Origin of the sequence: Nonomuraea sp. NPDC049028 (assembly GCF_043197735.1) — a bacterium.
Taxonomy (GTDB): domain Bacteria; phylum Actinomycetota; class Actinomycetes; order Streptosporangiales; family Streptosporangiaceae; genus Nonomuraea.
The window spans coordinates 299779-322169 of record NZ_JBICTR010000007.1; the positions used below are offsets into that span (position 1 = coordinate 299779).

A 22391-nucleotide genomic window follows, 5' to 3' on the forward strand; every position below is an offset into this window, starting at 1 on the left:
ACTGGCCGCCGCTAACAGGAGGCCGACGTCAGGCCGCCGCGTGAACCCGCAGACCGGCCTTCCGCCACACCTTGAACAGCCGCCTGGCCGAGCCACCCACCGGCCCGACCGCCTCATAGAGCACCTTCGACGAGACCGGCTCGGCAGTCTCCACGGCGGTCATCCTCGAACCCGGCGTCGAGCAGCAGGTTGCGATAGGAACGGGCGGCCCGGGGACTGGTCACCTGGTCGGCGCGCGCGTGGACGATGGTCCGCGTGAGCGCCGGGTCGTCGGAGTCGATGACGAGGGTACTTCATGTCGACATGAAGTCAAGTACCAGCATGAGCAGCGGATGAGTCCTGGGCAGGCTCCTATGGCTGGGCCTGCTCGGCCATCATGCTGGTGATGGCCTGCTCCGCGGTGGTGTGGATGTTCAGGGCCGATGACAGGCCGGTGATCTCGAGGATGCGGGCGGGTGCGCCGCGTACGGCCGCCAGATGGAGCGCGGCACCCTGTTCGCTCAAGGCCGCGTTGAGGCGTATCAGCAGGTGCAGGCCCATGCTGTCGAGGAAGGTCAGCCCGCCCAGGTCGAGCAGCAACGGCTCGCCGGCACGGACCTGCCGACTGAGGTAGGTCTCCAATTGGGCGGCGTTGGTGGTGTCCACCTCGCCGGTCACGGTGATCAGCACGCCGGTGATCAGGCGTTGGCTGTCCAGGCTCAAAGGGGGCATGGCGGCTTGACGGCCCGCTCAGCAGGCGGCCGACTGCGGCACGACGGTCATGACGTCCTCTCAGGGCTGGCCGAGTACGGGCGCGATTCCTTCCTCGCATCCGAACTTTAATCCCGAAGACCGATACCGGAAAGACTTTTCCCCATAGGATCTTCTGGGAAGAGAGGGTACAGTCCGCCCCGCAGCTGCTGTTAACCGCCGGGGGCGGAGAAGGTGAAGACCCGTGAGCGCATCCGACGACCGTTCGTCCACTTGGACGTTCCTGACCCATCACGCCCGCGTCCTGCTGGAGATCGCCCGCGACCCACAGGCGCGGATGCGCGACATCGCCGCCGGCATCGGCATCACCGAACGCGCCGTGCAAGGCATCGTGACCGACCTGCACCAGGCCGGCTACCTCTCCCGCGACCGAGTCGGCCGCCGCAACCACTACAGCCTCAACCTCGACGAGCACTTCCGCTACCCGACCGAGGCCGGCCTGCCGATCCGGCTGCTGATCGACATGTTCACCCAGCACGACCTGCCCGGGCGCCCCACCACCCCACAACCACACGAGTGACGCACGGGTTTCTGGTGGCTAGCGTTCGTCGGCGTCGGCGGGGTAGTCGGCCGAGCGGCTGACGTCGGCCCATTTCTCGGTCTCGGCGGCGCGGATCTCGGCGGCCTTCTGGGCGGAGGCGACGGCGTCGCTACCGAGGAGGAGTCGCCGAGGTGGGTCGTCGTCCCGGACCACGTCAATGATGATCTTGGCGGCGCGGGCGGGGTCGCCGGGCTGGGTGCCGTCGGTGTCGCGTCGGAAGCGGTGGAGGGCGCCCACGGTCTGCTCGTAGTCGGGGCCGACGGGGTGGATCTCCATGGAGGAACCCTGCCAGTCGGTACGGAACGCCCCCGGCTCGACGATGATGACCTTGATGCCGAAGGGCGCGACTTCGTTGGCGAGGACTTCGGAGAAGCCTTCGACGGCGAACTTCGCGGTCTGATAAGCGCCCATTCCGGGGGTACCGCCGACACGTCCTCCGACGGAGGAGAACTGTACGAAGACTCCTGATCCTTGGGTGCGCAGGACGGGCAGGGCGGCCCGGGTGACGTTCACGACGCCGAAGAGGTTGGTCTCGATCTGGGCGCGGAAGTCGTCTTCGGCCATCTCTTCGATCGGTGCGCTGTTGCCGTAGCCGGCGTTGTTGACGACCACGTCGAGGCCGCCGAAGGCGTCGGTGGCCGCCTTGACCGCTCGGGAGGCCGCGGCGGCGTCGGTGACGTCGAGTGCGACAGCTCGGATCCGGTCGCCATGGCGGGCCACCAGGTCATCGAGTTGTTTGGGGTTGCGTGCGGTGGCGATGACCTGGTCGCCCGCTTCGAGGACGGCTTCGGTGAGGCGGCGTCCGAGGCCGCGTGAGGCGCCAGTGATGAGCCATGTCTTGGTCATGGGTGGTTCCTTTGCTCGATTAGCTGTCACATAAATGTAGCACTTACTGACTTAATCTCAGCATAACTGTGACGTAAAGCTATGCCATGTGCTACGCGAGGGGGGTATGTTGGGCAGGTGAGAGCAGACGCGACACGCAACCTGGAACGCGTCCTGAGCACGGGCGCCCGCATGCTCGCAGACGACCCCTCAGCGACCATCGCCGCCATCGCCGCCGAGGCGGGGGTGGACCGCCGCACGGTCTACCGCCGCTTCGCCTCCCGCGAAGACCTCATGGCCGCCGTCTACGGAGCCCGCTACGACGCGGTCGAGCAGGCCATCGAGGCCGCCAGACTGCGCGAGGCCCCGGTCGCGGTCGCGCTGCATCGCTACGTCGAGGGCATCATCGCCGTCAACCGCAAATGGCCCGTGGAAACGAGCCTCATGCTCCGCGAGATGGCGATCCGCGAGCGTCGCCGCAGTCTGATCGACGAGGTCGACGCCTTCCTGCGGCGCGCCACCGACGAGGGCCTGCTGCGCTCCGACCTGCCGCGCGGCTGGGTGGCCACGGTCCTGCCGTCGCTGATGGAACACGCCGCGGCGAACCTGTCCGAGCTGAGCGCCGCACAGGCCGCCGACATCGTGGTCGACACCCTGCTGCGAGGAGTCGGCACCCCACCGGCCCGCTGACCCGGCTGCTTACCGGGCTGCGCGAGAAGAAGTGGCAGACGGCCGACGCGCTCTGGCCCCGACGGCTGCTACGGTGATAAACGCTCGTGTTCAGACCTTAGGAGACCAGACATGGCAGGTGACGACGACATCTCCGGGTGATACCGGAGGTTGACCGGCCCCGGCAGGCGCGCATGACCGCCGCCGACGTGGCCCTCGTCGTCGTACCCCCAACCCTGTCCCCTTGCCGGGCCCATTCGCGCGCCCGGGTCTCGTATCGAGGTCTGTCGCATGTCCGATGCGTTCATCATCTGTTCCGGCCTGTCCTTCTCCTGGCCTGACGACACCCCTGTCTTCAACGACCTGTCCTTCACCGTGGGCGGTGGCCGTACCGGCCTCGTCGCCCCGAACGGCGCGGGCAAGAGCACGCTGCTCAAGCTGATGGCCGGCGAGCTGCGGCCCTCCTCCGGCGGGGTCGCCGTCGAAGGGGTGCTCGGCTACCTGCCGCAGAACCTGCCCCTCGTCGGTGAGCCGACCGTGGCCGAGGTGCTCGGCATCGCACCGGTGATCGCCGCGCTGGATGCCATCGAGTCAGGCGACGCGAGCGAGGAGCACTTCACCACGATCGGCAACGACTGGGACATCGAGGAGCGCACCCGTGCCCAGCTCGACCGGCTCGGCCTCGCGGATATCGGTTTCGACCGGCGCCTGGGCACGCTCAGCGGTGGCCAGGTCGTCTCGCTCGGCCTGACCGCGCAGCTGCTCAAAAGTCCCGAGGTACTCCTGCTCGACGAGCCGACGAACAACCTCGACCTCGGCGCGCGCCGCAGGCTCTACGACGTACTCGGCGAGTGGACCGGCTGCCTGCTCGTCGTCAGCCACGACCGGGCCCTGCTCGACCGCATGGACCGCATCGCCGAGCTCGACCGAGGCGAGGTCCGCTTCTATGGCGGCGACTTCACCGCGTACGAGGAGGCCGTACGCGCCGAGCGGGAAGCCGCCGAACGGAACGTGCGCAGCGCCGAGCAGGACCTCAAGCGCGAGAAGCGGGAGATGCAGCAGGCCCGCGAGCGGGCCGAGCGCCGGGCGGGCAACGCCGCCCGCAACCTCAAGAACGCCGGGCTGCCGCGCATCTTCGCCGGGAACATGAAACGCGGCGCCCAGGAGTCGGCCGGCCGGGCGGGCCAGATGCACGCCTCACGGGTCAGCGACGCCCAGGCCCGGCTCGACGAGGCCGGGTGGGCGCTGCGCGACGACCAGAGGATCGCGCTGGAGCTGCCGGGGACGAACGTACCCGCCGGACGCACGGTCTTCCTCGGCGAACACCTGCGGACTCGCGGCCTGTTCGCCGAGCCGGGCGTCGACCTGACCGTACGCGGCCCCGAGCGCATCGCGCTGAGCGGCCCCAACGGTGCGGGCAAGTCCACCCTGCTGCGCCTGATCAGCGGCGAGCTGGAGCCGGACGGCGGCACGACCAGGCGGGCAGACGGGCGGGTCGCCTACTTGTCGCAGCGACTCGACCTGCTCGACGTCGAGCGCACCGTGGCGGAGAACCTGGCCGCCTTCGCCCCCGGCATGGCGGCGGCGGAGCGGATGAACCTGCTGGCCCGCTTCCTGTTCCGCGGCGCGCGTGCGCACCTGCCGGTGGCGGCGCTGTCCGGCGGCGAACGGCTGCGGGCCACCCTGGCCTGCGTGCTGTACGCCGAGCCGGCGCCTCAGCTCCTGCTGCTCGACGAGCCGACGAACAACCTCGACCTGGTCAGCGTGGCGCAGCTGGAGGGCGCGCTCATCGCGTACCAGGGAGCGTTCGTGGTGGTCAGCCACGACGAACGCTTTCTCGCCGCGATCGGCGTACAACGGTGGCTGGAGCTGGCGGACGGTCGCCTCCTGGAGACCGGAGGTCCCGCCGGTGAGTGACGCGCTGGTTGCGCGCCCGCTGGCAGGGCCACCACATTCGCCTGCCATGAACGTCCTCAGGAAGCCCGGACGAACGCGGGGAGCGCCTGCTTGAGCTGGGACGAGAACGGCAGGGGTTCTGTGTAGTGGGCCGCGGTCCGGCTGGGGTCCTCCTTGAGTACGTGGTTGATCCCGGTCAGGCGGATGAAGTCGGTGGCGGCGGGGGCCTTCGCCAGCCCAGCGGCCAGGTGCTCGACGTCGTCGCAGCTCACCTGGATGTCCGCATCGCTGCAACTCAGCAGAACCGGGGTGTGCGCCTTGAGCCGGGCCGCCACTTTGGCCGGGTCCTCGCGGTCGACCTCCGACAGGAATTTCGCGTTCGCCGGGGACAACACGTTCGACAATCCGCCGGGCAGGTTCGCCGCGACCGTGCCGTTGGCGCGCAGCGACGCGACAGCCCTGGCCAGGGCGTCCTCGACCTCGGCCGCCTGAGCGCCGGTGATCGTACCTGCCTGCTGTTGGGCCTTGATCTGGGTGGTGATCTGACCGCTGAGGATGTCGAGGTATCGGCGGCTCAGCGGTTCGAGCAGGCCGAGGCTGTGGATGCGCGTCTTCGATCTCGATTTCGTGGCGAGCAGGAGGGCGAACAGAGCGCCCTCGCTGTGCCCGATGACCGTGAGCCGCCGCTTGTCGGTCTCGGGCCGCCGGGCCAGGAAGTCCAGCGCCGCCCTGGCCTCGTGTTCGAATGGGGCGATGCCGATGTCGGCGATCTTGGACGCGTACGGCCCGAGGCCGGTCTTGCCGCTCCCGAGCTTGTCGTAGCGCAGGCTCGCCACGCCGCCGGCAGACAGCACCCCGGCTAGGGTCTTGTACGTGTCGATCCCGCTGAGCCCGGCGCTGTTGCCGTCGCGGTCGGTGGGACCGCTGCCCGCGATGATCAGGGCAGCCGGGACCTTCGCGCCCGGCCGGGCCGGATGGCGCCAGGTGCCGTAAACGATCATCCCGTCCACCTGGAAGCTCACTTCCTCCTCGACCCAGGCGGGGGTCGTACGAGAAACGGCGGCCATGGGGGAGGCGGTTACGCGGGTTGCCGATCCGCTCCCGCACCCGCTCACCAGAAGGGCGAACGCGCACAGACCGGCGCCCAGACGCGGCGCGCGATCATTCCGTGCGCGTACGAACTCACGTAAGAACATCACAGGGTCACTTCATCTCTTTGATCCGAGTGGTTTACGCAGTGTCGGGACGCCGGAGGAAAAGCCCGGCGACCTTGCCGTCCCCGTCGTAGGCGACGCGGGCGGTCAGCTCGCCCGCCTCGAAGGAAAGCGGGATGTCCACGATGGTGTGGTCGCCCGCCTGGTGGGGCACCGGCTCGCCCATGCCTTCGTACGCGCCGACCATGCCGACCGCCTGTGCCCAGGTCGCGGCCAGTTTGGTCGCGCTCAGGCCGGTGGCGACCGTCTCGTCGAAGTCGCGGCGTACTTCCTCCCAGCGGCCGTCGGTGAGGTCCGCGACCAGGGCGGCAGCGCGGTCGGCGGCGCCGGGCAGCATCTTGTCGATCATGGGTGTTCCTGTCCTTGGGTCGAGTGGCCGGCCGAACCGCTGGAAGGCCGCCTGCCGGCTGGAGCCGAGCACGTCGCCGATCTCCTGCCAGGTGTGTCCCGTCGCGCGTGCTCTGTCGACCGCTGCCCGCATGGCCTGGTCGACCGCCCGCGCGAGATCCCGGGTGGCGACCACCGCGTCCAGCGGGGACGCATCCGGAGCGCTCAGTCGCTCCGCCAGCCTCCGGGCTGTGTCCGCCAGGTCGGTCGGCGCCGCCACTTCCGTCACGTCGTCAATATTTGCTTTACGAGGTGAGAATGTCAAGCTTTCATTTACATCCTTGGCGCGGTCGCGGATGCGTCGCGCGGCGCTACGGCAGGTGGAGTCGCAGTATTCGCGCTTGCGCCCGCGTCCTGGCAGGGAAGGCATTGGTTTGCCGCAATGCCGACAGGCCTCGGTGTCATGCGGTTCCGGCACGCCGCCGCTCCTTAATATCGTGCTGTTTTCAGTGGCACGTAATAATACTCCGAGGCAGCACGAAAAACATCCGGCGACTGCTCGCCTGGGAAAGGCCGGTCCTTCCAACGCGAGTGGATTCGGTGATCGAGATCGCGCCGCGAGGCTGTTTCAGGAGCGGATCCGGCCGGCGCCGGTCAGGCGGCCGGGCGGGGCAGTGTGCAGTCCGGGAGGGACAGGTCCAGCACTGAGCCGGGCGCCAGGCAGGCGGGCACGGCCGCGACCTGCTGCCCATAATGGGCGCCCTTGCGCACCGTCAGGTGGCCGGCCGCGTCCACTTCACACGGATTGTTCTCCGTGCAGCTCTTCCCGTCGTCGTTGCTCGTGCTGTGCAGCCCGACCACGGTCTGCCCGTCCGGGGCGATCAGCGGTGACCCCGAGGCGCCGTGCCCCGGTTCGCAGGCGCTGGTGTACGTGAGCGCGTTCTCCTGCTCGTACCCGCCCTCACGCAGCCCCGGCACCACGGCCTGCACCGCGCAGCTCCAGCGGCGGCCCCAGTTGCCGGACAACAGGTCCACCCGGTCACCGGCCGCGGCCGGGGTCGTGGTGAGGTCGAAGACCTTGGCGTCGGCGGCGGCCAGCTCCGCGTAGGTCCGGTTCAGGCGGTACAGGGCGATGTCGGTGCCGGTCATGGTGGCGTACACCAGCCGGGTCGTCCTGGCCTCGACCTTGGGGTAGCCCTCGCGGTCGGTGATCGTGACCGGCTGGGCGGCCGGCTGATCGACCAGCGCCGACCCCGGCGCGGGGCGGGTGCCCTGGACGCAGTGGCCGTTGGTGAGGAGCAGGGCCGGATCCTCCGCCCGGTCGCTCCCGGTGCGGACCACGGCGCCGGAACATTCACCGAACTGCGCGGCACCCTCCAGGGACGGCATATGCGGTTCCGGCGGAACCGCGCTGCCCGTGACGATGCCCCGGATCCACTTCCGGTACACCGACACGTCGCTGTACACGGTCGGTGTGTCATTGCTGTTGCTGCCGCTGACCGCCCCGGCCAGCAGCCAGCTGCCACTGCGGCGGACCAGCGCCGGGCCGCCGGAATCCATGTTGGTGGCCGAGATGCTTCCGTCCGGGCTGCCCACGCACAGCTCACGCTTCGCGGTGATACCGCTCACTTCACATTTCGAGTCGGGCTGCACCACAGTGTCGGCCTCGCGCAGGCGGTCCGGATAGCACTTCGGCGCGCGCTCGTCACAGGTCACGCCCCAGCCGATGATGCGGGTGGCGGTTCGGTCGGCCGGCGTGACCGGCGCGATCCGCGCCGGCTTCGCCCGAACCGGGGTACGCAGGTGCAGCAGCGCGAGATCCTTGCCGTAGACCTCGGTGGAGTACCGATAGAACCTGTCGACCTCGGCCAGTTCGCCGCCGGAGGTCACGCTCAGGGAGCCGACGCGCACCCGCCAGCCCCGAGGGGTGCCGACCGGCGCCTGATTGGGCGTACGGGCGCAGTGGCTCGCGGTGACCACCCACTGCGGCGCGATCAGTGTGACTCCGCAGACATGGCCGTCCGCGCGCGGGGACTCGGCGCGCTGTAACGAGCCCATGAACGAGTACGGCCGTACCGACTCGACGCCGCCGCGCAGGGCGAACGACGGAGTCGCGGTCGCCGCCAGCGCGGCCAGCGCCACGGGGACGACGAGAAGAAGACGATTTCGCATTTGCGACACCCTGCGCGGTACAGGTGTCCATGCGGCGGCGGTCACGTATCGGCGGCCGCTTGGCTACGTATTGGGGATGTATCAGGGGCTGACACACACTCGATACGTAGCCAAGCGGTCGTGGATACGCGACCGCGACAGCGCGGACACTCGCACCGCGCAGGGTGGCCAACCATGCCCAACACACTTCACCTCCCTCGTACTCGCGTCGCATTCGCGGCTTTCGCCTGCCTCGCGGGCCTGCTGGCCGGTTGCGGCGACGCCAACGGGTCGAGCGGGCCGCCGAACAACTCGTCGGCTTCCGCCGGTACGGCCGACCAGAAGTACACCGAATGGGAGGTCAAGTTCCGGTCGTGCCTGAGTGACAAGGGCTTCGTGCTTCCGAAGGAGGCCGGAAAGATCGACTTCGGCGACCGGCAGGACGCGTACGAGGTAGCGAGGGACGCCTGCATCAAGGAGATCGGCAAGCCGCCCACGGCCTCTGACGACCAGCCGAAGATGTCCGACAAAGAAGCGAAGGAGAAAGAGCTCAAGACCCTCCAGTGCCTCCGCGATCACGGGTACAAGGTCAAAGACCCCGCTCCAGGGCAGGCCGCACAGGTCGAGGTGCCTGATGGCGTCTCGCAGGACGGCTTGACGGAGTGCTACCGCAAATGACCTCCGGAAAGCCAGAGCGCGCCCTGCGGGGACACGGCCGCACGTAGGGGCCGGCGATCACCCCCCTCGCTGGCATCGCCCTCGGCGCGGTCGCGACCTTGACGGTGAAAGACCGTCATGAACCTCCTCATCAGTGACTCTCCGAGAGGCGGCTCCAGGGACGTGGTGTCTGTCCGCCGGACCGCCCCGCATCATGGCCGTTGGGTGGTGGCCCCAGGTCGGCTGTTAACGCTCACACGTCTTCTTCTTGGTCGCGGTTCCTTTTCTGTCAGATGGTCGTGGTGACAGGTCGGAGCCAATACGAGAGGAAGAGGCGACGTCAAGGACGGCACTTCGCGCCCACGAGGGGGCGGCGGACGGGCGTGCGGCTCATCAGGCGTTATCGGGGGTCGCCGCCCGTGGCGGCGAGAGCGTCACTCTGAAACTTTCGCCAAAACCTTGACACATTTCGGGATGGTTTCCAGACTGTGGCCCAAGGCGGCCTCCTCCTGCTCGTGGTGGTGCGCGGCGAGGACCGCCGTTCGCGATGCCCTGGTGGTGTGCGTTCCCTGATCACGGGACGCGGCGTCGATCGTGCGGGATGACCCCCGCGTGTCCGCTTTCTCGTGATTCAGTCTGGAGCAGCCAGTCATGGGGATCAAAGCCATACTTCCGCCGCGGCCTCTCAGGAGCCCGCGGGTGCTGATCGCCGCCGCCGTCGGCGTCCTCGGCGTGGTCACCGCGGTGATCGTACCGACCATGCCGGCCGGAGCGGCGGCGAGTACGCTCGGCGCGGCCGCCGCGCAGAGCGGGCGATACTTCGGCACCGCCATCAGCGCGGGCCGGCTCGGCGACTCGCAGTACACCACGATCGCCGGCCGCGAGTTCAACATGGTGACGGCCGAGAACGAGATGAAGATCGACGCCACCGAGCCGAACCGGGGCCAGTTCAACTTCGCCAACGGCGACCGCGTCTACAACTGGGCCGTGCAGAACGGCAAGCGGGTGCGCGGGCACACGCTGGCCTGGCACGGCCAGCAGCCCGGCTGGATGCAGTCGCTGTCGGGCAGCTCGCTGCGCCAGGCGATGATCGACCACATCAACGGCGTCATGGGCCATTACAAGGGCAAGATCTACGCCTGGGACGTGGTCAACGAAGCCTACGCCGACAGCGGCGGCGGCCGGCGCGACTCCAACCTCCAGCGCACCGGTAACGACTGGATCGAGGTCGCCTTCCGCACCGCGCGCGCCGCCGACCCGGCCGCCAAGCTCTGCTACAACGACTACAACATCGACAACTGGACCTGGGCCAAGACGCAGGGCGTCTACAACATGGTCAAGGACTTCAAGGCCCGCGGCGTGCCGATCGACTGCGTCGGCCTGCAGTCGCACTTCAACAGCGGCAGCCCGTACAACAGCAACTACCGCACCACCATCTCCAGCTTCGCCGCCCTCGGGGTGGACGTGCAGATCACCGAGCTGGACATCCAGGGCGCCTCTCCGCAGACCTACGCCGCCGTGGTGAACGACTGCCTGGCGGTGGCCCGTTGCGCCGGCATCACGGTGTGGGGGGTACGCGACCAGGACTCGTGGCGGTCGGGTGACACCCCGCTGCTGTTCAGCGGCGGCAACAAGAAGCCCGCCTACGACGCGGTCCTCAACGCCCTCAACTCCGCCTCGCCGGACCCCGACCCCACTCCGACCCCGACGCCCACCCCGACTCCGACACCGACACCGGTCCCGGACGGGTGCGCGGCGACGATCACGACGACCAACAGCTGGCAGGGCGGCTTCCAGTCGACGGTGACCGTCCAGGCGGGCGGCGCGGCGATCAGCGCATGGACCGTGCGGTGGACCTGGCCCGGCGGGCAGAGCATCAGCAGCCTGTGGAACGGCCAGCAGAGCGTGTCCGGCTCCAGCGTCACCGTACGCAACGCCGCCTACAACGGCTCCATCGCCGCCGGCGGCTCCACGACCTTCGGGTTCACCGCGAACGGCACCGCGGCCACCCCGACCGCCACCTGCACCAGCCCCTGACAGAGGCCGGACATGATGATGAGGAGAATACTGATGCGTCTGCCCTGGCCAGCGCACCCCTCCGCCGTCACGGCCGCGGCGCCGACCCGGCGGGTCTCGCGCCGCGGCCTGGTGATCGGCGCCATCGCGGTCCTGCTGGCCGGCGCCGGCCTGCTGATCACACAGCCCGCCCAGGCCGCCGTGGCCTGCCGGGTCGACTACACGATCAGTTCGAGCTGGCAGGGTGGCTTCGGTGCCGGCGTCACCATCAACAACCTCGGTGACGCGGTCGACGGCTGGCGGCTGACCTGGTCCTTCGGCGCCGGCCAGCAGATCACCCAGATCTGGAACGCCACCCAGACCCAGTCCGGCTCGTCGGTGACCGCCACCAACGTCTCCTACAACGCCTCCATCCCCTCCGGCGGCAGCACCACCTTCGGGTTCAACGGCTCGTGGAACGGCAGCAACCCGGTGCCCACGTCGTTCGCTCTGAACGGCGTGACCTGCGGCAACCCCGGCACCCCCACGCCCACCCCCACACCGACTCCGACGCCCACACCGACGCCGACCGGCACGTGCGCTCTTCCATCGACGTACCGCTGGACATCGACGGGCCCGCTGGCGACCCCGAAGTCGGGATGGGTCTCGCTCAAGGACTTCACCAACGTCGTCTACAACGGCAGGCATCTCGTCTATGCGACGACGCACGACACGGGGACGAGGTGGGGTTCGATGAACTTCGGCCTCTTCAGCAACTGGTCCGACATGGCCTCGGCCGGCCAGAACACGATGTCCATTTCCACTGTCGCGCCGACGCTCTTCTACTTCGCCCCGAAGAACATCTGGGTGCTCGCCTACCAGTGGGGTGGGACCGCCTTCTCCTACCGGACCTCCAGCGACCCCACCAATCCGAATGGCTGGTCAGCGCAGCAGGTGCTCTTCTCCGGCAGCATCTCCGGCTCCAGCACAGGACCCATCGACCAGACACTCATCGGTGACAGCACCAACATGTACCTGTTCTTCGCCGGCGACAACGGCAAGATCTACCGGGCCAGCATGCCCATCGGAAATTTCCCGGGCAGTTTCGGCGCGACCTCGACGACGATCATGAGCGACACGACGAACAACCTGTTCGAAGGAGTTCAGGTCTACCAGCTCCAAGGCCAGAACCGATACCTCATGCTCGTCGAGGCGATGGGCTCGCAGGGTCGCTACTTCCGCTCGTTCACGGCCACCAGCCTGGGCGGTACGTGGACACCGCAGGCCGCGACCGAGGGCAATCCCTTCGCCGGCAAGGCTAACAGCGGCGCCACCTGGACCAACGACATCAGCCACGGCGATCTGGTTCGCACCAACCCCGATCAGACCATGACCGTTGATCCCTGCAATCTGCAGTTGCTCTACCAGGGACGGGCCCCCAGCTCGGGCGGCGACTACGGTCTCCTGCCCTACCGGCCGGGTGTGCTGACACTGCAGCGCTAACGGCATGGCTTTCAGAGCGGCTGCAACGCGGGGTTCCGTGTCGCAGCCGCTCTTTCGCGCGTAGCGTGCCAGGAAGGCGGGCGAAGCGCCGTTACCGGGTCTTTTGCTCAAGCATTCCCGGGACGGATCGCCACATCATCGATCTGGAAAGCGGGCCCGGCGGTGCTCGCGTTCCAGACAAAGGTCCAGTCGACGCGGGTCGTGCCCGCGGGCGCGGTGAACGTGCCGGCCGCTTCGGTCCAGGCGGTCTTCTGGGCCAGGGAGATGGCGTCGGTACGCAGCACCGTGCCGGACTCGTCGCGCCACCGCACGTTCCACGTGACGGCGGGCATGGTCGCCACAGCCTCCCGATACCACAGCGACACGTGGTAGCTCGTACCGGCGACCACACCGCTGTAGCCGGGGAAGTTGTCAAGCGCCACCGCGCTGCCGCCCGACTGGGTGCTGGTCATCTGCAGCGAGCCCGTGCCACCATGCGCGCCGCCGGTCTGGTGCGCGACGCTGGTCCCGTACCACGGGGAGTAGGGCGAGATCGTCGAGCCGGACTCGAAGTCCTGCTCGGTGATCGCCGGCGGGACGGGCGTGCCGCCGTCGAACGTGCTGCCGGCGTCCTGGCCGTACTGGGGGCCGACCCACTGGCCGGGCGCGATGCGGGTGCCCATGTCGGTGACCCTGAACTGCCACGGTCCTGTGTAGGTGTTGTCGTGCCAGGAGTTGTTCGACCCGTGGACGATCGACTGCTGGATCACGGCGCCCTTGTACGGGGACCAGTCCGGGTACGTGCCCCAGTTGGACAGCAGGGCCATGTGCCCGCAGTACTGCGTCGGGCAGCCGCCGTTGACGGCACTGGGGTTGAAGGCGAACGTGTTGTGGTGGACGTCGACGTTCTTCGTCCACCAGCGGCAGTTGGTGTAGAGCGGCTCGCCGGCGATGGCGGGAGCCGAGCACTGTGAGGTGTTGGTCGGCCCGACGATCAGCGTGCAGTCGCGGGTCGTCGAGGCGGGGCTGTTGCAGAACCGGTCGGCGTTCGCCCACGCGGTGATCCCGCCCCAGTTGTTCTCGAGCCGGTTGCCAGTGATCTCGATCTTGCTGGTCCGCGCCTTCAAGCGGGGCTCACCATCCGCCTCGGACAGGTAGATCGCCGCTTCGGGGAACGGGTCGCCCTTCGTTGCCCGCTCGGCACCGGAGGCCCAGGCGTTGCCGCGGATGGTGTTGTTGCGGATCACGGCGTTGTAGCTGATCTCGTAGAAGATCGCGAGCGAGTCGTTGGCCTCGATGAGGTTGTTCTCGATGAGGAAGTCGTTGTTGTTGGTGTCCGCCCAGACCCCCGGCCCGTGGTTGCCGTGGACCCAGTTGCCGGTCACGTCGGCGCCGTTGACCGCCCAGAACTTCATGCCACCGGTACATCCGCACCCGGGCTCCTGGTGCTCCCAGTCCTCGGTGTTGTTGCCGGCGAACTCGTTGTCCGCCACAACCAGGCCGGTGATGGTGTTGCCCTCTTTGTACGCGTTCAGGCCGTACTGTCCGTTGTCCTTGAGGCAGTTGCCACGGATCTGGTTCGTGGCTCCGGCCATCAGCCCCGCGCCGGAGTTGTCGCGGATCGTGTTGTGCTCCACGATCCAGCCGTCGCCGGAGTCGTGATTGACCACACCCTGATCGCGCGGCGCGACGAACCCGGTGATGGTCAGGTACCGGATCGTGACGCCGGTCGCCTGCTGGGTGAACGCGTACCGGTTCAGCCGCTGCCCGTCCAGCACCGCGCCGGGCGCGCCGATGAACGTCGCGCCGTTGCCGGGCATGATCTGGGAGTACTGGTCGGTGCCCAGCGTGTGCGTGCCGGTCTGGAAGTAGTACGTGGTGTTCGCCTTGCGTAAGTCCACGCCGCTGTTGTCACCCGCAGGGACCACGACCGCGCCGGCGGGCGGTGTGGTCGGGCCGTTCAGCGACGAGCTGCCGCAGACCGCTGCCGTCGCCGTCGTCGAATTCGTTGCCTTGACGACCGCGTCGCCACTCGCCGGCGTCGCGCCGCCCATGACAACCGTGGCGAGGGCCATCAGCGCCAGTGGCCAGGTTCTTCGCATTCCTGTTCTCCTCTGGATTTCGGCCAGCCTTAACTCCATTTGACTGCTGGCCGTCGCCACTGTAGCCAGCTCGCGCCTACCCCTCAGATCGAACTCTGAAAATGGCCTGCGGGCCGATGTCGGCGTCCTGTGGATCAAGGACAGCGATAGACATCACGTCCCTGAGATGTCCTCCTCCCGTGGCGCACACATCCGCAGGTCAGGCGTGGATGAGGGACAGCAGGGACAGGGGAGACCGAGGTCTTCGGCTTCCGGCCGTATCCGCAACTTCCGGGACCTGACCTTCCACCGGCCGAACGCCCCAACTGGCCTCATGGCCGGTTCTACCCGTATCTCGGCTGGACCCGGGGCCGGCCTGCGCCCCGTCCCCATGCCGGTCCCCTCAACGAATCCTCAACAAGTTCTCAACACCGTCCGGCGCACCATGTGGATCGCCAGCTGGTCAACAGGACAAAGAGGGCAACATGCGATTCGGGACCAAGGCGGTTGGCATGCTGGTTACGACCGGCGCGATCATGGCGGCGACACTCGTGAACGGGCCGGCCGCGTCGGCTCTCCATGTGCCGTGTACGACGACTCCATCTCCAACTTGGACGGCGGCTACGGCGTGATGAAGGGCTCCTACAACCTCAAGAAGGGGCCCTACATGGACCGGTGCGGGAACGTGACCAGGCTCGGCAGGGGCAGGTGATCTACTTCCACTGCAACCTCGGGTCGAGAGCAGCGGCGACCCTTTTCTCACTGGTCCTGGCAGCAAGCCTCGTTTCCAGTTCAGCGACCGGCGAACAGCGCGGGCCGGAAGCAGACACCGGTCGGGGTCTTCGGAGACTAGTTCTCCACGCTCGGCGACACTGCCGCGTTCATCGAGTGGCGTTGAAAATCGAGTGGCGTTGAAAGAGAGTGCCCCCGGCGGGGACTCCGGATCAAGGATGCCCATCTATTGGCGCCCGATACGTTCTGTTTTTATGGAGGACTCGCGTGAATCGGCCCAGGCGCGTAATCGTGGCAGTGGTGGCCGCAGGTCTTCTCACCTCCTGCGGAGGAGGTGCGGGAAGCGATGATTCGGGAAAGTCGCACGGGCCCCGGACCGGCACGCCGACGCCGTCCTCGTCCGCCTCTCCTGAGCGTGTCGCGCCGAAGACACAGCTGTCGGTGCCCAGCCTCTATGACACCTCCCGCGGCTGGGAGTCGGACCTGCCGGGGGACCAGCTCACCCTGCCGCACTCCGGGGCGGTCGCCGTCTTCCGGCAGGGCGGCAAGAACGACGGCACCTTCACCGTGCTCGATGTGACCAGCGGCCAAAGCCTGTGGAAGAGCGAGGTGAAGGGCCCTGGCCTGATGTCAGCGCTCTCGGTCACCGTGCAGGGAATGGACTACCTGGTCGCCTCCGCGTCCGGCTTTCAGGGCGCGGACGTGGTCAGCAAGGGCCGGCAGGTCACGACGATCGACATCTTCCCGGCCCGTGCCGCTGGAGACGGCGTCAAACCGGCTCACCATCTCGAACTGGACGGCGAGGGTGCGGTCACCAACGGCGGTGGCGGACTGCTGGTGCGGCTGGACAACGACGTGGTGGTGACCGTGGATCCGGCCACCGGCGCGACGAAGACGTACGACCTGAGGAAGATGAAACCCCCAGCCAGCGAGTGCAAGCTGTGTTTCGGCTCGACCAAGGCCGTAGCGGTCACCCCTCGCGGGCCGCTGCTGGCTACCAACACCCAGCCCCGCCGCCACTACTGGGTGCCGGGAGCCTGGTCAGGCGGAACTCTCACCACCAACAGCGACCACAAGCTCTTCATCGCCCCGGTCAAGGACTCCCTCGTCGCGCAGTGGCGCGATGAAGGCGTGCCCAACGACACGTGGGCCGTCCTGGACCCCGCCACGGGAAAGGCTCGCGCCAAGGTCGACTGCGCGCCGGATCAGGGCGTGACGGCCGACGACTCCAAGGGGGCCTCCCTGTCTGCCGACGGCCGCTATCTCGTCCGCAGCCACACGGCCTTCGACTTGGACAAAGGCACCGGCCACTGCTTCGAGGAGACCGACCGCGACAAGCCGGTCCATCTGACCGGTGTGACCGATGACGGCGTCGCCTTCGGCATCGGCGCCTCGACTGCCGACCAGGCCGACCCGCGGGTCACCATCGACCTCGCCACAGGCCAGGTCCAGCTCGGCAACTACGTCGTGGCTCCCTTCGGCGACTACTCCGGATACGGTCTGTTCTGGGAAGACTCCACAAACACCATGGTCGCCTATCCACACGCCAAGTGACCTCACGCGTAGGAGCCCGGTCCGCTCAGTGGTGCGGGCGGCCCCAGCGAGGGCACGGCTCGTGCCCGGCACAGGTGATCCGCCGTCGGCGCACGCGAAGGAGCTCCTGCATCGCACTCGGCCGCTGCATCTGTTCCGCTGGGCGGCGTTCGCTCTGGTGCTTGTCGGCGGACCGCTCGACATGCTCGCCGCATGACTCGTCGCGCCCTGGCCGACCCCGCGTACGCTCTCGGCGTGCTTGGGCTCCACGCCGGTGTTCAGCACCTGGTTGATGTCCTTGATCTTCAGCCCATCCGGAGTTTCCCGAAATGGCACGCTCAATAGCTCCTCTCACCCCATCCGACCCGCGGCGTTTGGGTCGTTACTGGCTGGCCGGCCGGCTGGGCGCGGGCGGCCAAGGCGTCGTCTACGAGGGCTACGGGGAGGCGGGAGAGCGGGTCGCGATCAAGGTCCCCCGGTACGACAGCGCCGAATCACGCGCCAGACTCGCGAAGGAGGCGGCGGCGGCCCAGCAGGTGGCCTCGTTCTGCACTGCCAAGGTGATCGAGGCACAGGTCGATTCGGCGCCGCTTTACATCGTCAGCGAGTTCGTGCCAGGGCCGAGCCTGCGGCGGGTGGTGGCGGAGTCGGGGCCGTACGAGAAGGACGCGCTGCGCCGGCTGGCGATCGGGGTGGCGACCGCGCTGACCGCCATCCACCAGGGCGGGATCGTGCATCGCGATCTCAAGCCGGACAACATCATCATGGGGCCGGACGGACCGCGCCTGATCGATTTCGGCGTGGCCCGTGAGGTGGGGCCGACGACGAGCGGGCCGATCATGGGCACGCCTGGATACATGCCGCCGGAGGTGTTCTCGGGGCGGGGCGCGAGCGAGGCGGCCGACCTGTGGGCGTGGGCGATGGTGGTGCTGTTCGCGGCCCGGGGCAAGGACGTGATCGAGGAAGGGGATCCGGCCGCCGTCATTGGGCGGGTGATGGAGTTCGAGCCGGACGTGTACGGCCTGCCTGAACCCCTGGATGCGCTGGTGGCCGCAGCGCTTGCCCGCGATCCCACGGAGCGGCCGGCCGCTGGGAAGGTGCTGCTGCGGCTGCTGGGCCATGGCGGTGAGGCGCCGCTCGGCCGCGGCGATGACCTGCTCGAACGCGGCCTTACGCAGGCTGGTGCCCTGACCGGACGGTCCGAGCCCGATCTGGGCGCGATCGCGGAGGAGCTCTACGGTGAGCTGACCGAGGCCGAGCGTGTGACCGCGCCCGAGGTGTTCCTGCGGATGATCGACGGTGACGAACTCCGGCCCGTCGGCAGGGACGAGCTGCCGGACTCGCAGGCCGTGGACGCGATGCTCACCGTGTTCGGCGCCGCGGGCCTGGTCACCCGGTCCGGTGCCGCGTACGAACTGGCCGCCCCCGGGCTCCTGCACGCCTGGCCCCGGCTGCGCGATTGGGTGGCGGGCAACCGCGAAGGGCTGCCCGTTCACCGGCGACTCGCCGAGGCGGCCGCGCTGTGGAATGAGCACGGCAGAAGACCGGCCGACCTGCTGCACGGCTCGGCACTCGACCGGACGCTGCAGTGGGCCGCCACCGCGCACAAGGACCTCACGCTGGGACGGCGCGAACGCGAGTTCCTCGACGAGGCGGTGAGCCTGGCCCGTACGAGGGCGAGGAGACGCCGTCTGGTCGCGGCGGCCCTGGCCGTACTGCTCGTGGTCGCGCTCGGCGGGCTCGGCACCGCGGAGTACCTGCGCAGGGAGTCGAGCCGCCAGCGCGACGACGCGCTGGCGCGGGAGCTCGCGCTGCGAGCCGCCGACCTGCGGCAGAGCGATCCTCAGGTCGCGAAGCTGCTGAGCGTGGCCGGCTGGCGGTTGAGCCCGGAGTTGCCCGAGACCCGCGGCGCGCTCTACGACTCGCTCTCTCAGACGGCGGTCTCCGTCTTCCTCGACCCCGACTACACGGCCGCGACCGTGCAGAACCTCAGCCAGGACGGCCGTGTGCTCGTGTCCGTGGACGGCGGGACGGCCAGGATCTGGGATGTCACCGGCCAACGGCGGATCGGCGTGCTGTCCGGGGTGAGCGCGGGGGTGTTCCAAGCCGCGCTCGCCCCCGATGGGCGCACCCTGGCCCTCCTCGACCAGGAGGGGGTACGGCTGTGGGACACGCGCACCGGAAGACCGCTCGGCGCCCCCATCGCCCGTCAAGGCAGGCGATCGGGCGGCGGCACACTGAGCTTCGACGGCTCCGGGCGCTACCTCGCCATCCCCTGGGGAGCGAAGGCCCTGCCCGAATGGTGGGACGTCGCCAAGCGTAAGCGGCTCACCGCTCCCTCGGGAGCCGCGCTCAACGCGATCAGCCGCGACGGCCGCTTCGGCTACGTGGTGAAGGGCTATAACGCGGAGTTGTGGGACCTGCGCCGGGGCAAGAGGACGCCGATCCCGCCCGAGCGGGACAAGGGCGTCATCAACCAGACCACCTTCAGCGACGACGGCAAGATGATGATGACCACGGAGCTGGTGAATTCGAGAGAGACGAGCAGGATCCGTATGTTCGAGCTGCCGTCCGGCGAGGGGGTGATGGGCCAGGAGGGCGGGGCGGGCCCGGGGGGCGGGGTGGGCCCGGAGGCCGGGTTCGTCTTCGGCGACGCATTCATCGCCAACTGGGGCGGCCGGGAGCGACTGACCTTGCAGCGGCGCTCCACCCCTAACACGGTGGACAGCCAGGCCATGCCCAGCTTCTTTGACTCGGTGTACAGCCAGGCCATGCCCGCCTTCGTCGGCGGGCTCCGTTTCGACCTCGCCGACCGGGCCGTCCGCTATCTGGACGAACATGGCGCCGTCCACACCGAGGACGTCTCGATGGTGTTCGACCGGCCGATCGGCGGCGGCAGCGAGAGCGGGAACGTACGGCTGGCCCCCTCCGCGCACGTGCTGGCCGCGATCTGGGGGGACCGGATAGAGGCCAGGGACACGGCGACGGGCCGCGCTTTGCTGAAACTGATCAGCCGGTCGGGCGGTGGCGGCGCGACCGCTTTCAGCCCCGACGGCCGCCGGCTCGCCCTGGCCGCCGACGACACAGTCCACATTGTGGATCTGCCCGGGTATAAGGTGTCGGCCCGGCTCAAGCTGGGGGGCGGCGTCGAGCAGGGCGCCCAAGCGCTGGCGTTCAGTCCGGACGGACGCACGCTGGCCGTGTCGCGCTCTGGGGAGCGCGGTCGCGTCGAACTGTGGGACCTCGAACGCGGATCTCGACGAGCGGAGACCGGGACGGGCGCGAAAGACCTCGCCTTCCGCCCCGACGGACGGCTGCTCGTGACCGGAAACCCGCTCCAGCTCATCGATCCGGCGAAGGGCGCCACCCTGCCTCCCGAACAGGGCACCGGGCAGCTCGCCGGCGCCTTCGCCTTCAGCCCGGACGGCCGGCAGGTGGCCTTCTCCGGGCCCGGCCGGCTCACTCTGTGGGACGGCGACGTCAGGACCAGAATCGCCGAGTTCCCCGCGGTGCCGGGCAGCGAGGTCACCATGCTGGCCTGGTCGCCTGATGGGCGCACGATCGCGACGTACGAGAAGGGCTTGCGCGTACGTCTCTGGGACGTGCCGAGCCGGCGACCGCTGGGCGTCGTCTTCGACGGCAAGCAGGCGGCGGACGGCGCCGACGGCGGGTGGGTGGCATTCTCCGCGGACGGCACGAAACTCCACACCGCCGCCCCCGACGGCACGATCCGTGTGTTCGACGTGGACGAGCGGCACGTGGCCGCGACCCTGTGCGTGCGCGCCGGTCGTACGCTCACCGCCAGTGAATGGTCCCGCCACCTGCCTGGCATCGAACCATTCACGATGTGCCCCTAGCCAGTAGGGCCTTGGTGAGCCCCTCCGCTCTGTTTCCACGACCTTGGATCGAGACGGACGCGCCAGCGCAAAGCTAGCCGAAGGCCCTTCGGGGTACTGTGGCGCTCACCGTGGTGCCATTTCCTGGTACGCCATTGACGGTGAGGCGGCCGCCTATTCCCGCGAGCTCGTCCCGTCTGCCGCTCAGGCTGGCCCCATATGCCTTGGCCGACGTGCCTAGGCCGTCATCGCTGATGGTCAAGCGCAGCCCGCCGGGAGCCACGGTGAGGGCGATGGAGACGGTACGGGCCCGTGCCTGCCGTTCCACTTCCTGCAGAACGTCACGGATCGTGCCATGGACGATCTCGGTGATGAGGGCGGGAAGCGGTTGTTCCGGCAGAGCCCATATCTCCACGGTGATCCCGGTCTGCAGCGACCACTCCGCCAGGTGATCTTCCAGGGCGTGTGAGGTGGCCATGCGACTGCCTGATTCAGAGCTATTGATCATCTGCTTCTTCCACTTCTGGGCAATAAGTCGAGTACGCCTGATCAGGCCCGTCCGGCGGGCGGTCGCGGGCTGCTCTGCGCGATTCGGCCTAGCGGACCATCTTGAGCCCGGTGTGCCAGACGTACCCGTGTCCCCCGCCGCCCAGGTTCCAGACTTCGGTCCACTTCCAGGTGGGCTTGTTGTCCCAGCAGTAGCCGTGGAACTTGGTGCCCTTCTTGGCCACCCGGTAGCCGGAGCTGAGGCTCTGGCGCTTGTGCACCTTGACCGCCCACTTCGCCTGGACGACGCAGGGCCACAGAGCGGCCGAGGCCTTGGTGGCGCCTTCGGTGGCGCTGGTGGCGTGCGCTGAGGAGACCAGCACGCCGGAGGTGAGCGCGGTCGCCACGGCCAGCGTGGCGATCTTTCCTACGGATCTCATGTCCGGAAATGTAGGTTTACAGGTGTTGAGGATTTGTTGAGAATCCGTCGAGTAGTCACAGAACCCAGGAAACGGCCCTTAGCTCAGGTAGCTCACGAGCATGTGCTTGAGCTCGTCCACGAGCTCGGCGCTGCGCTCGGGCGACCCGGTGGTGATCATAGGCATCACCGCCTTCACCATCGACAACACCATCGTGCCCATGAGCAGGGCCCGGTGCTCGGACAGTCCCGGCCGCAGGCGGCGCAGCATGCCCGCGATCTGCCCGGCGATGTCCTCGTGCAGCCGCTGCGAGGCCCCGGCGAACCTGTCGCCCGTGGCCGAGCCGTAGAGCAGCGACCAGTATGCCGGTGAGCGGCTCTTGAACCGCACGCTCTCGTCCACGAGCTGCCCCACCAGCACCTCCAGCGGGACGTCCGGGGTGACCTCGGCCAGCCTGGCGGCCCAGAACTCCTGGCGGTCGTCGGTGTAGCGGGACACCAGCCCGTCCAGGATCTCCTCCTTGTTGCGGAAGAACTGATACAGCGAGCCCGGCGACATCCCCGCCCGCGCGGCGACCTGGTTCGTCGTCATGTCCGGGTAGCCGACCTCGGCGATCACCAGTTCGGCGGCGTCGAGGATCTCCGCCATGCGCTTCAGACCCCGCGCCTGTCGGCGGACCGTGCGTTCAGCCATGCGGCACCTCGTTGACAAATACGAGCATTTACTTGTATTTCTGGTTCGGGACAGCAAACACGAGTAGTTTACCGAGTTTTGATCGGAGACCCCATGCGAACCTC

General features: G+C 68.4%; 19 protein-coding genes. 9 read left to right on the forward strand and 10 right to left on the reverse strand.

Going from position 1 to position 22391, the window contains the following annotated elements:
* Positions 1-28: 28 nt before the first annotated feature.
* Positions 29-154 (reverse strand): hypothetical protein, encoded by a 126-nt coding sequence (locus tag ACGFJ2_RS28580; RefSeq protein ID WP_393473317.1) that lies wholly within the window; start codon positions 152-154, stop codon positions 29-31.
* Positions 155-351: 197 nt separating this feature from the next.
* Entirely contained in the window at positions 352-702 is a 351-nt protein-coding gene (locus tag ACGFJ2_RS28585) for an STAS domain-containing protein (RefSeq protein WP_357957421.1), read from the reverse strand.
* 232 nt (positions 703-934) lie between these two features.
* On the opposite strand from ACGFJ2_RS28585, the gene ACGFJ2_RS28590 reads away from it, so the two are divergent.
* Positions 935-1270: a helix-turn-helix domain-containing protein gene (locus tag ACGFJ2_RS28590; RefSeq protein WP_357957419.1), complete on the forward strand. Its 336-nt coding sequence runs from the start codon at positions 935-937 to the stop codon at positions 1268-1270.
* 18 nt (positions 1271-1288) lie between these two features.
* On the opposite strand, the gene ACGFJ2_RS28595 is transcribed toward ACGFJ2_RS28590, so the two are convergent.
* On the reverse strand, positions 1289-2137 hold the full coding sequence (locus ACGFJ2_RS28595) for an oxidoreductase (RefSeq protein WP_393473321.1): 849 nt from the start codon (positions 2135-2137) through the stop codon (positions 1289-1291).
* 117 nt (positions 2138-2254) lie between these two features.
* Between ACGFJ2_RS28595 and ACGFJ2_RS28600 the strand changes: the two genes are divergently transcribed.
* Both ACGFJ2_RS28600 and ACGFJ2_RS28605 read left to right on the forward strand, forming a co-directional pair.
* Entirely contained in the window at positions 2255-2806 is a 552-nt protein-coding gene (locus tag ACGFJ2_RS28600; RefSeq protein WP_358180250.1) for a TetR family transcriptional regulator, read from the forward strand.
* 270 nt (positions 2807-3076) lie between these two features.
* On the forward strand, positions 3077-4702 hold the full coding sequence (locus tag ACGFJ2_RS28605) for an ABC-F family ATP-binding cassette domain-containing protein (protein ID WP_393473325.1): 1626 nt from the start codon (positions 3077-3079) through the stop codon (positions 4700-4702).
* 56 nt (positions 4703-4758) lie between these two features.
* Here the strand turns inward: ACGFJ2_RS28605 and ACGFJ2_RS28610 are convergent, their stop codons facing one another.
* From ACGFJ2_RS28610 to ACGFJ2_RS28620, 3 genes are all read right to left on the reverse strand, one after another.
* Positions 4759-5748: an alpha/beta hydrolase family protein gene (locus ACGFJ2_RS28610; protein ID WP_393473328.1), complete on the reverse strand. Its 990-nt coding sequence runs from the start codon at positions 5746-5748 to the stop codon at positions 4759-4761.
* Between the two features lie 163 nt (positions 5749-5911).
* Positions 5912-6511, reverse strand: coding sequence for a DUF3887 domain-containing protein (locus ACGFJ2_RS28615; RefSeq protein WP_393473331.1), 600 nt, complete (start codon positions 6509-6511; stop codon positions 5912-5914).
* Between the two features lie 365 nt (positions 6512-6876).
* Positions 6877-8394, reverse strand: coding sequence for a trypsin-like serine protease (locus ACGFJ2_RS28620; protein ID WP_393473334.1), 1518 nt, complete (start codon positions 8392-8394; stop codon positions 6877-6879).
* A 174-nt stretch (positions 8395-8568) separates the two neighbouring features.
* On the opposite strand from ACGFJ2_RS28620, the gene ACGFJ2_RS28625 reads away from it, so the two are divergent.
* From ACGFJ2_RS28625 to ACGFJ2_RS28635, 3 genes are all read left to right on the forward strand, one after another.
* Positions 8569-9051: a hypothetical protein gene (locus tag ACGFJ2_RS28625; protein WP_393473337.1), complete on the forward strand. Its 483-nt coding sequence runs from the start codon at positions 8569-8571 to the stop codon at positions 9049-9051.
* 678 nt (positions 9052-9729) lie between these two features.
* Entirely contained in the window at positions 9730-11067 is a 1338-nt protein-coding gene (locus ACGFJ2_RS28630) for an endo-1,4-beta-xylanase (protein WP_393473340.1), read from the forward strand.
* 33 nt (positions 11068-11100) lie between these two features.
* Positions 11101-12528, forward strand: a complete 1428-nt coding sequence (locus ACGFJ2_RS28635) for a non-reducing end alpha-L-arabinofuranosidase family hydrolase (RefSeq protein ID WP_358180268.1) — start codon at positions 11101-11103, stop codon at positions 12526-12528.
* 107 nt (positions 12529-12635) lie between these two features.
* Here ACGFJ2_RS28635 and ACGFJ2_RS28640 read toward each other — a convergent pair whose 3' ends face one another.
* Entirely contained in the window at positions 12636-14609 is a 1974-nt protein-coding gene (locus ACGFJ2_RS28640; RefSeq protein ID WP_393473343.1) for a right-handed parallel beta-helix repeat-containing protein, read from the reverse strand.
* Positions 14610-15174: 565 nt separating this feature from the next.
* On the opposite strand from ACGFJ2_RS28640, the gene ACGFJ2_RS28645 reads away from it, so the two are divergent.
* The 3 genes from ACGFJ2_RS28645 (at position 15175) to ACGFJ2_RS28655 (ending at position 20710) form a co-directional block, all read left to right on the forward strand.
* Positions 15175-15300 carry a hypothetical protein gene (locus ACGFJ2_RS28645; RefSeq protein ID WP_393473346.1) on the forward strand — a complete coding sequence of 42 codons (126 nt, stop codon included), beginning with the start codon at positions 15175-15177 and terminating at the stop codon, positions 15298-15300.
* A gap of 461 nt (positions 15301-15761) precedes the next feature.
* Positions 15762-16874 (forward strand): hypothetical protein, encoded by a 1113-nt coding sequence (locus ACGFJ2_RS28650; protein WP_393473349.1) that lies wholly within the window; start codon positions 15762-15764, stop codon positions 16872-16874.
* A 353-nt stretch (positions 16875-17227) separates the two neighbouring features.
* Complete coding sequence (locus tag ACGFJ2_RS28655) at positions 17228-20710, forward strand: protein kinase (RefSeq protein WP_393473352.1); 3483 nt, start codon at positions 17228-17230, stop codon at positions 20708-20710.
* Between the two features lie 73 nt (positions 20711-20783).
* On the opposite strand, the gene ACGFJ2_RS28660 is transcribed toward ACGFJ2_RS28655, so the two are convergent.
* The 3 genes from ACGFJ2_RS28660 to ACGFJ2_RS28670 all read right to left on the reverse strand — a co-directional run bounded on the left by ACGFJ2_RS28660 (position 20784) and on the right by ACGFJ2_RS28670 (position 22287).
* The gene (locus tag ACGFJ2_RS28660; protein WP_358180276.1) at positions 20784-21167 is read right to left on the reverse strand and encodes a hypothetical protein; all 384 of its coding nucleotides are present in this window, start codon (positions 21165-21167) and stop codon (positions 20784-20786) included.
* A 118-nt stretch (positions 21168-21285) separates the two neighbouring features.
* A complete protein-coding gene (locus ACGFJ2_RS28665) occupies positions 21286-21615 on the reverse strand; it encodes a hypothetical protein (RefSeq protein ID WP_357954447.1) in 330 nt (109 codons plus the stop codon).
* Positions 21616-21693: 78 nt separating this feature from the next.
* Positions 21694-22287 carry a TetR/AcrR family transcriptional regulator gene (locus ACGFJ2_RS28670; protein ID WP_357954449.1) on the reverse strand — a complete coding sequence of 198 codons (594 nt, stop codon included), beginning with the start codon at positions 22285-22287 and terminating at the stop codon, positions 21694-21696.
* Between the last annotated feature and the right edge of the window lie 104 nt (positions 22288-22391).

What these genes read in the sequence shown, in the direction of transcription:
- ACGFJ2_RS28595 (WP_393473321.1), bottom strand. Translation starts at nt 2,137, where the DNA reads ATGACCAAGACATGGCTCATCACTGGCGCCTCACGCGGCCTCGGACGC.
- ACGFJ2_RS28670 (WP_357954449.1), bottom strand. Translation starts at nt 22,287, where the DNA reads ATGGCTGAACGCACGGTCCGCCGACAGGCGCGGGGTCTGAAGCGCATG.
- ACGFJ2_RS28640 (WP_393473343.1), bottom strand. Translation starts at nt 14,609, where the DNA reads ATGCGAAGAACCTGGCCACTGGCGCTGATGGCCCTCGCCACGGTTGTC.
- ACGFJ2_RS28620 (WP_393473334.1), bottom strand. Translation starts at nt 8,394, where the DNA reads ATGCGAAATCGTCTTCTTCTCGTCGTCCCCGTGGCGCTGGCCGCGCTG.
- ACGFJ2_RS28625 (WP_393473337.1), top strand. Translation starts at nt 8,569, where the DNA reads ATGCCCAACACACTTCACCTCCCTCGTACTCGCGTCGCATTCGCGGCT.
- ACGFJ2_RS28635 (WP_358180268.1), top strand. Translation starts at nt 11,101, where the DNA reads ATGCGTCTGCCCTGGCCAGCGCACCCCTCCGCCGTCACGGCCGCGGCG.
- ACGFJ2_RS28610 (WP_393473328.1), bottom strand. Translation starts at nt 5,748, where the DNA reads ATGGCCGCCGTTTCTCGTACGACCCCCGCCTGGGTCGAGGAGGAAGTG.
- ACGFJ2_RS28605 (WP_393473325.1), top strand. Translation starts at nt 3,077, where the DNA reads ATGTCCGATGCGTTCATCATCTGTTCCGGCCTGTCCTTCTCCTGGCCT.
- ACGFJ2_RS28660 (WP_358180276.1), bottom strand. Translation starts at nt 21,167, where the DNA reads ATGGCCACCTCACACGCCCTGGAAGATCACCTGGCGGAGTGGTCGCTG.
- ACGFJ2_RS28665 (WP_357954447.1), bottom strand. Translation starts at nt 21,615, where the DNA reads ATGAGATCCGTAGGAAAGATCGCCACGCTGGCCGTGGCGACCGCGCTC.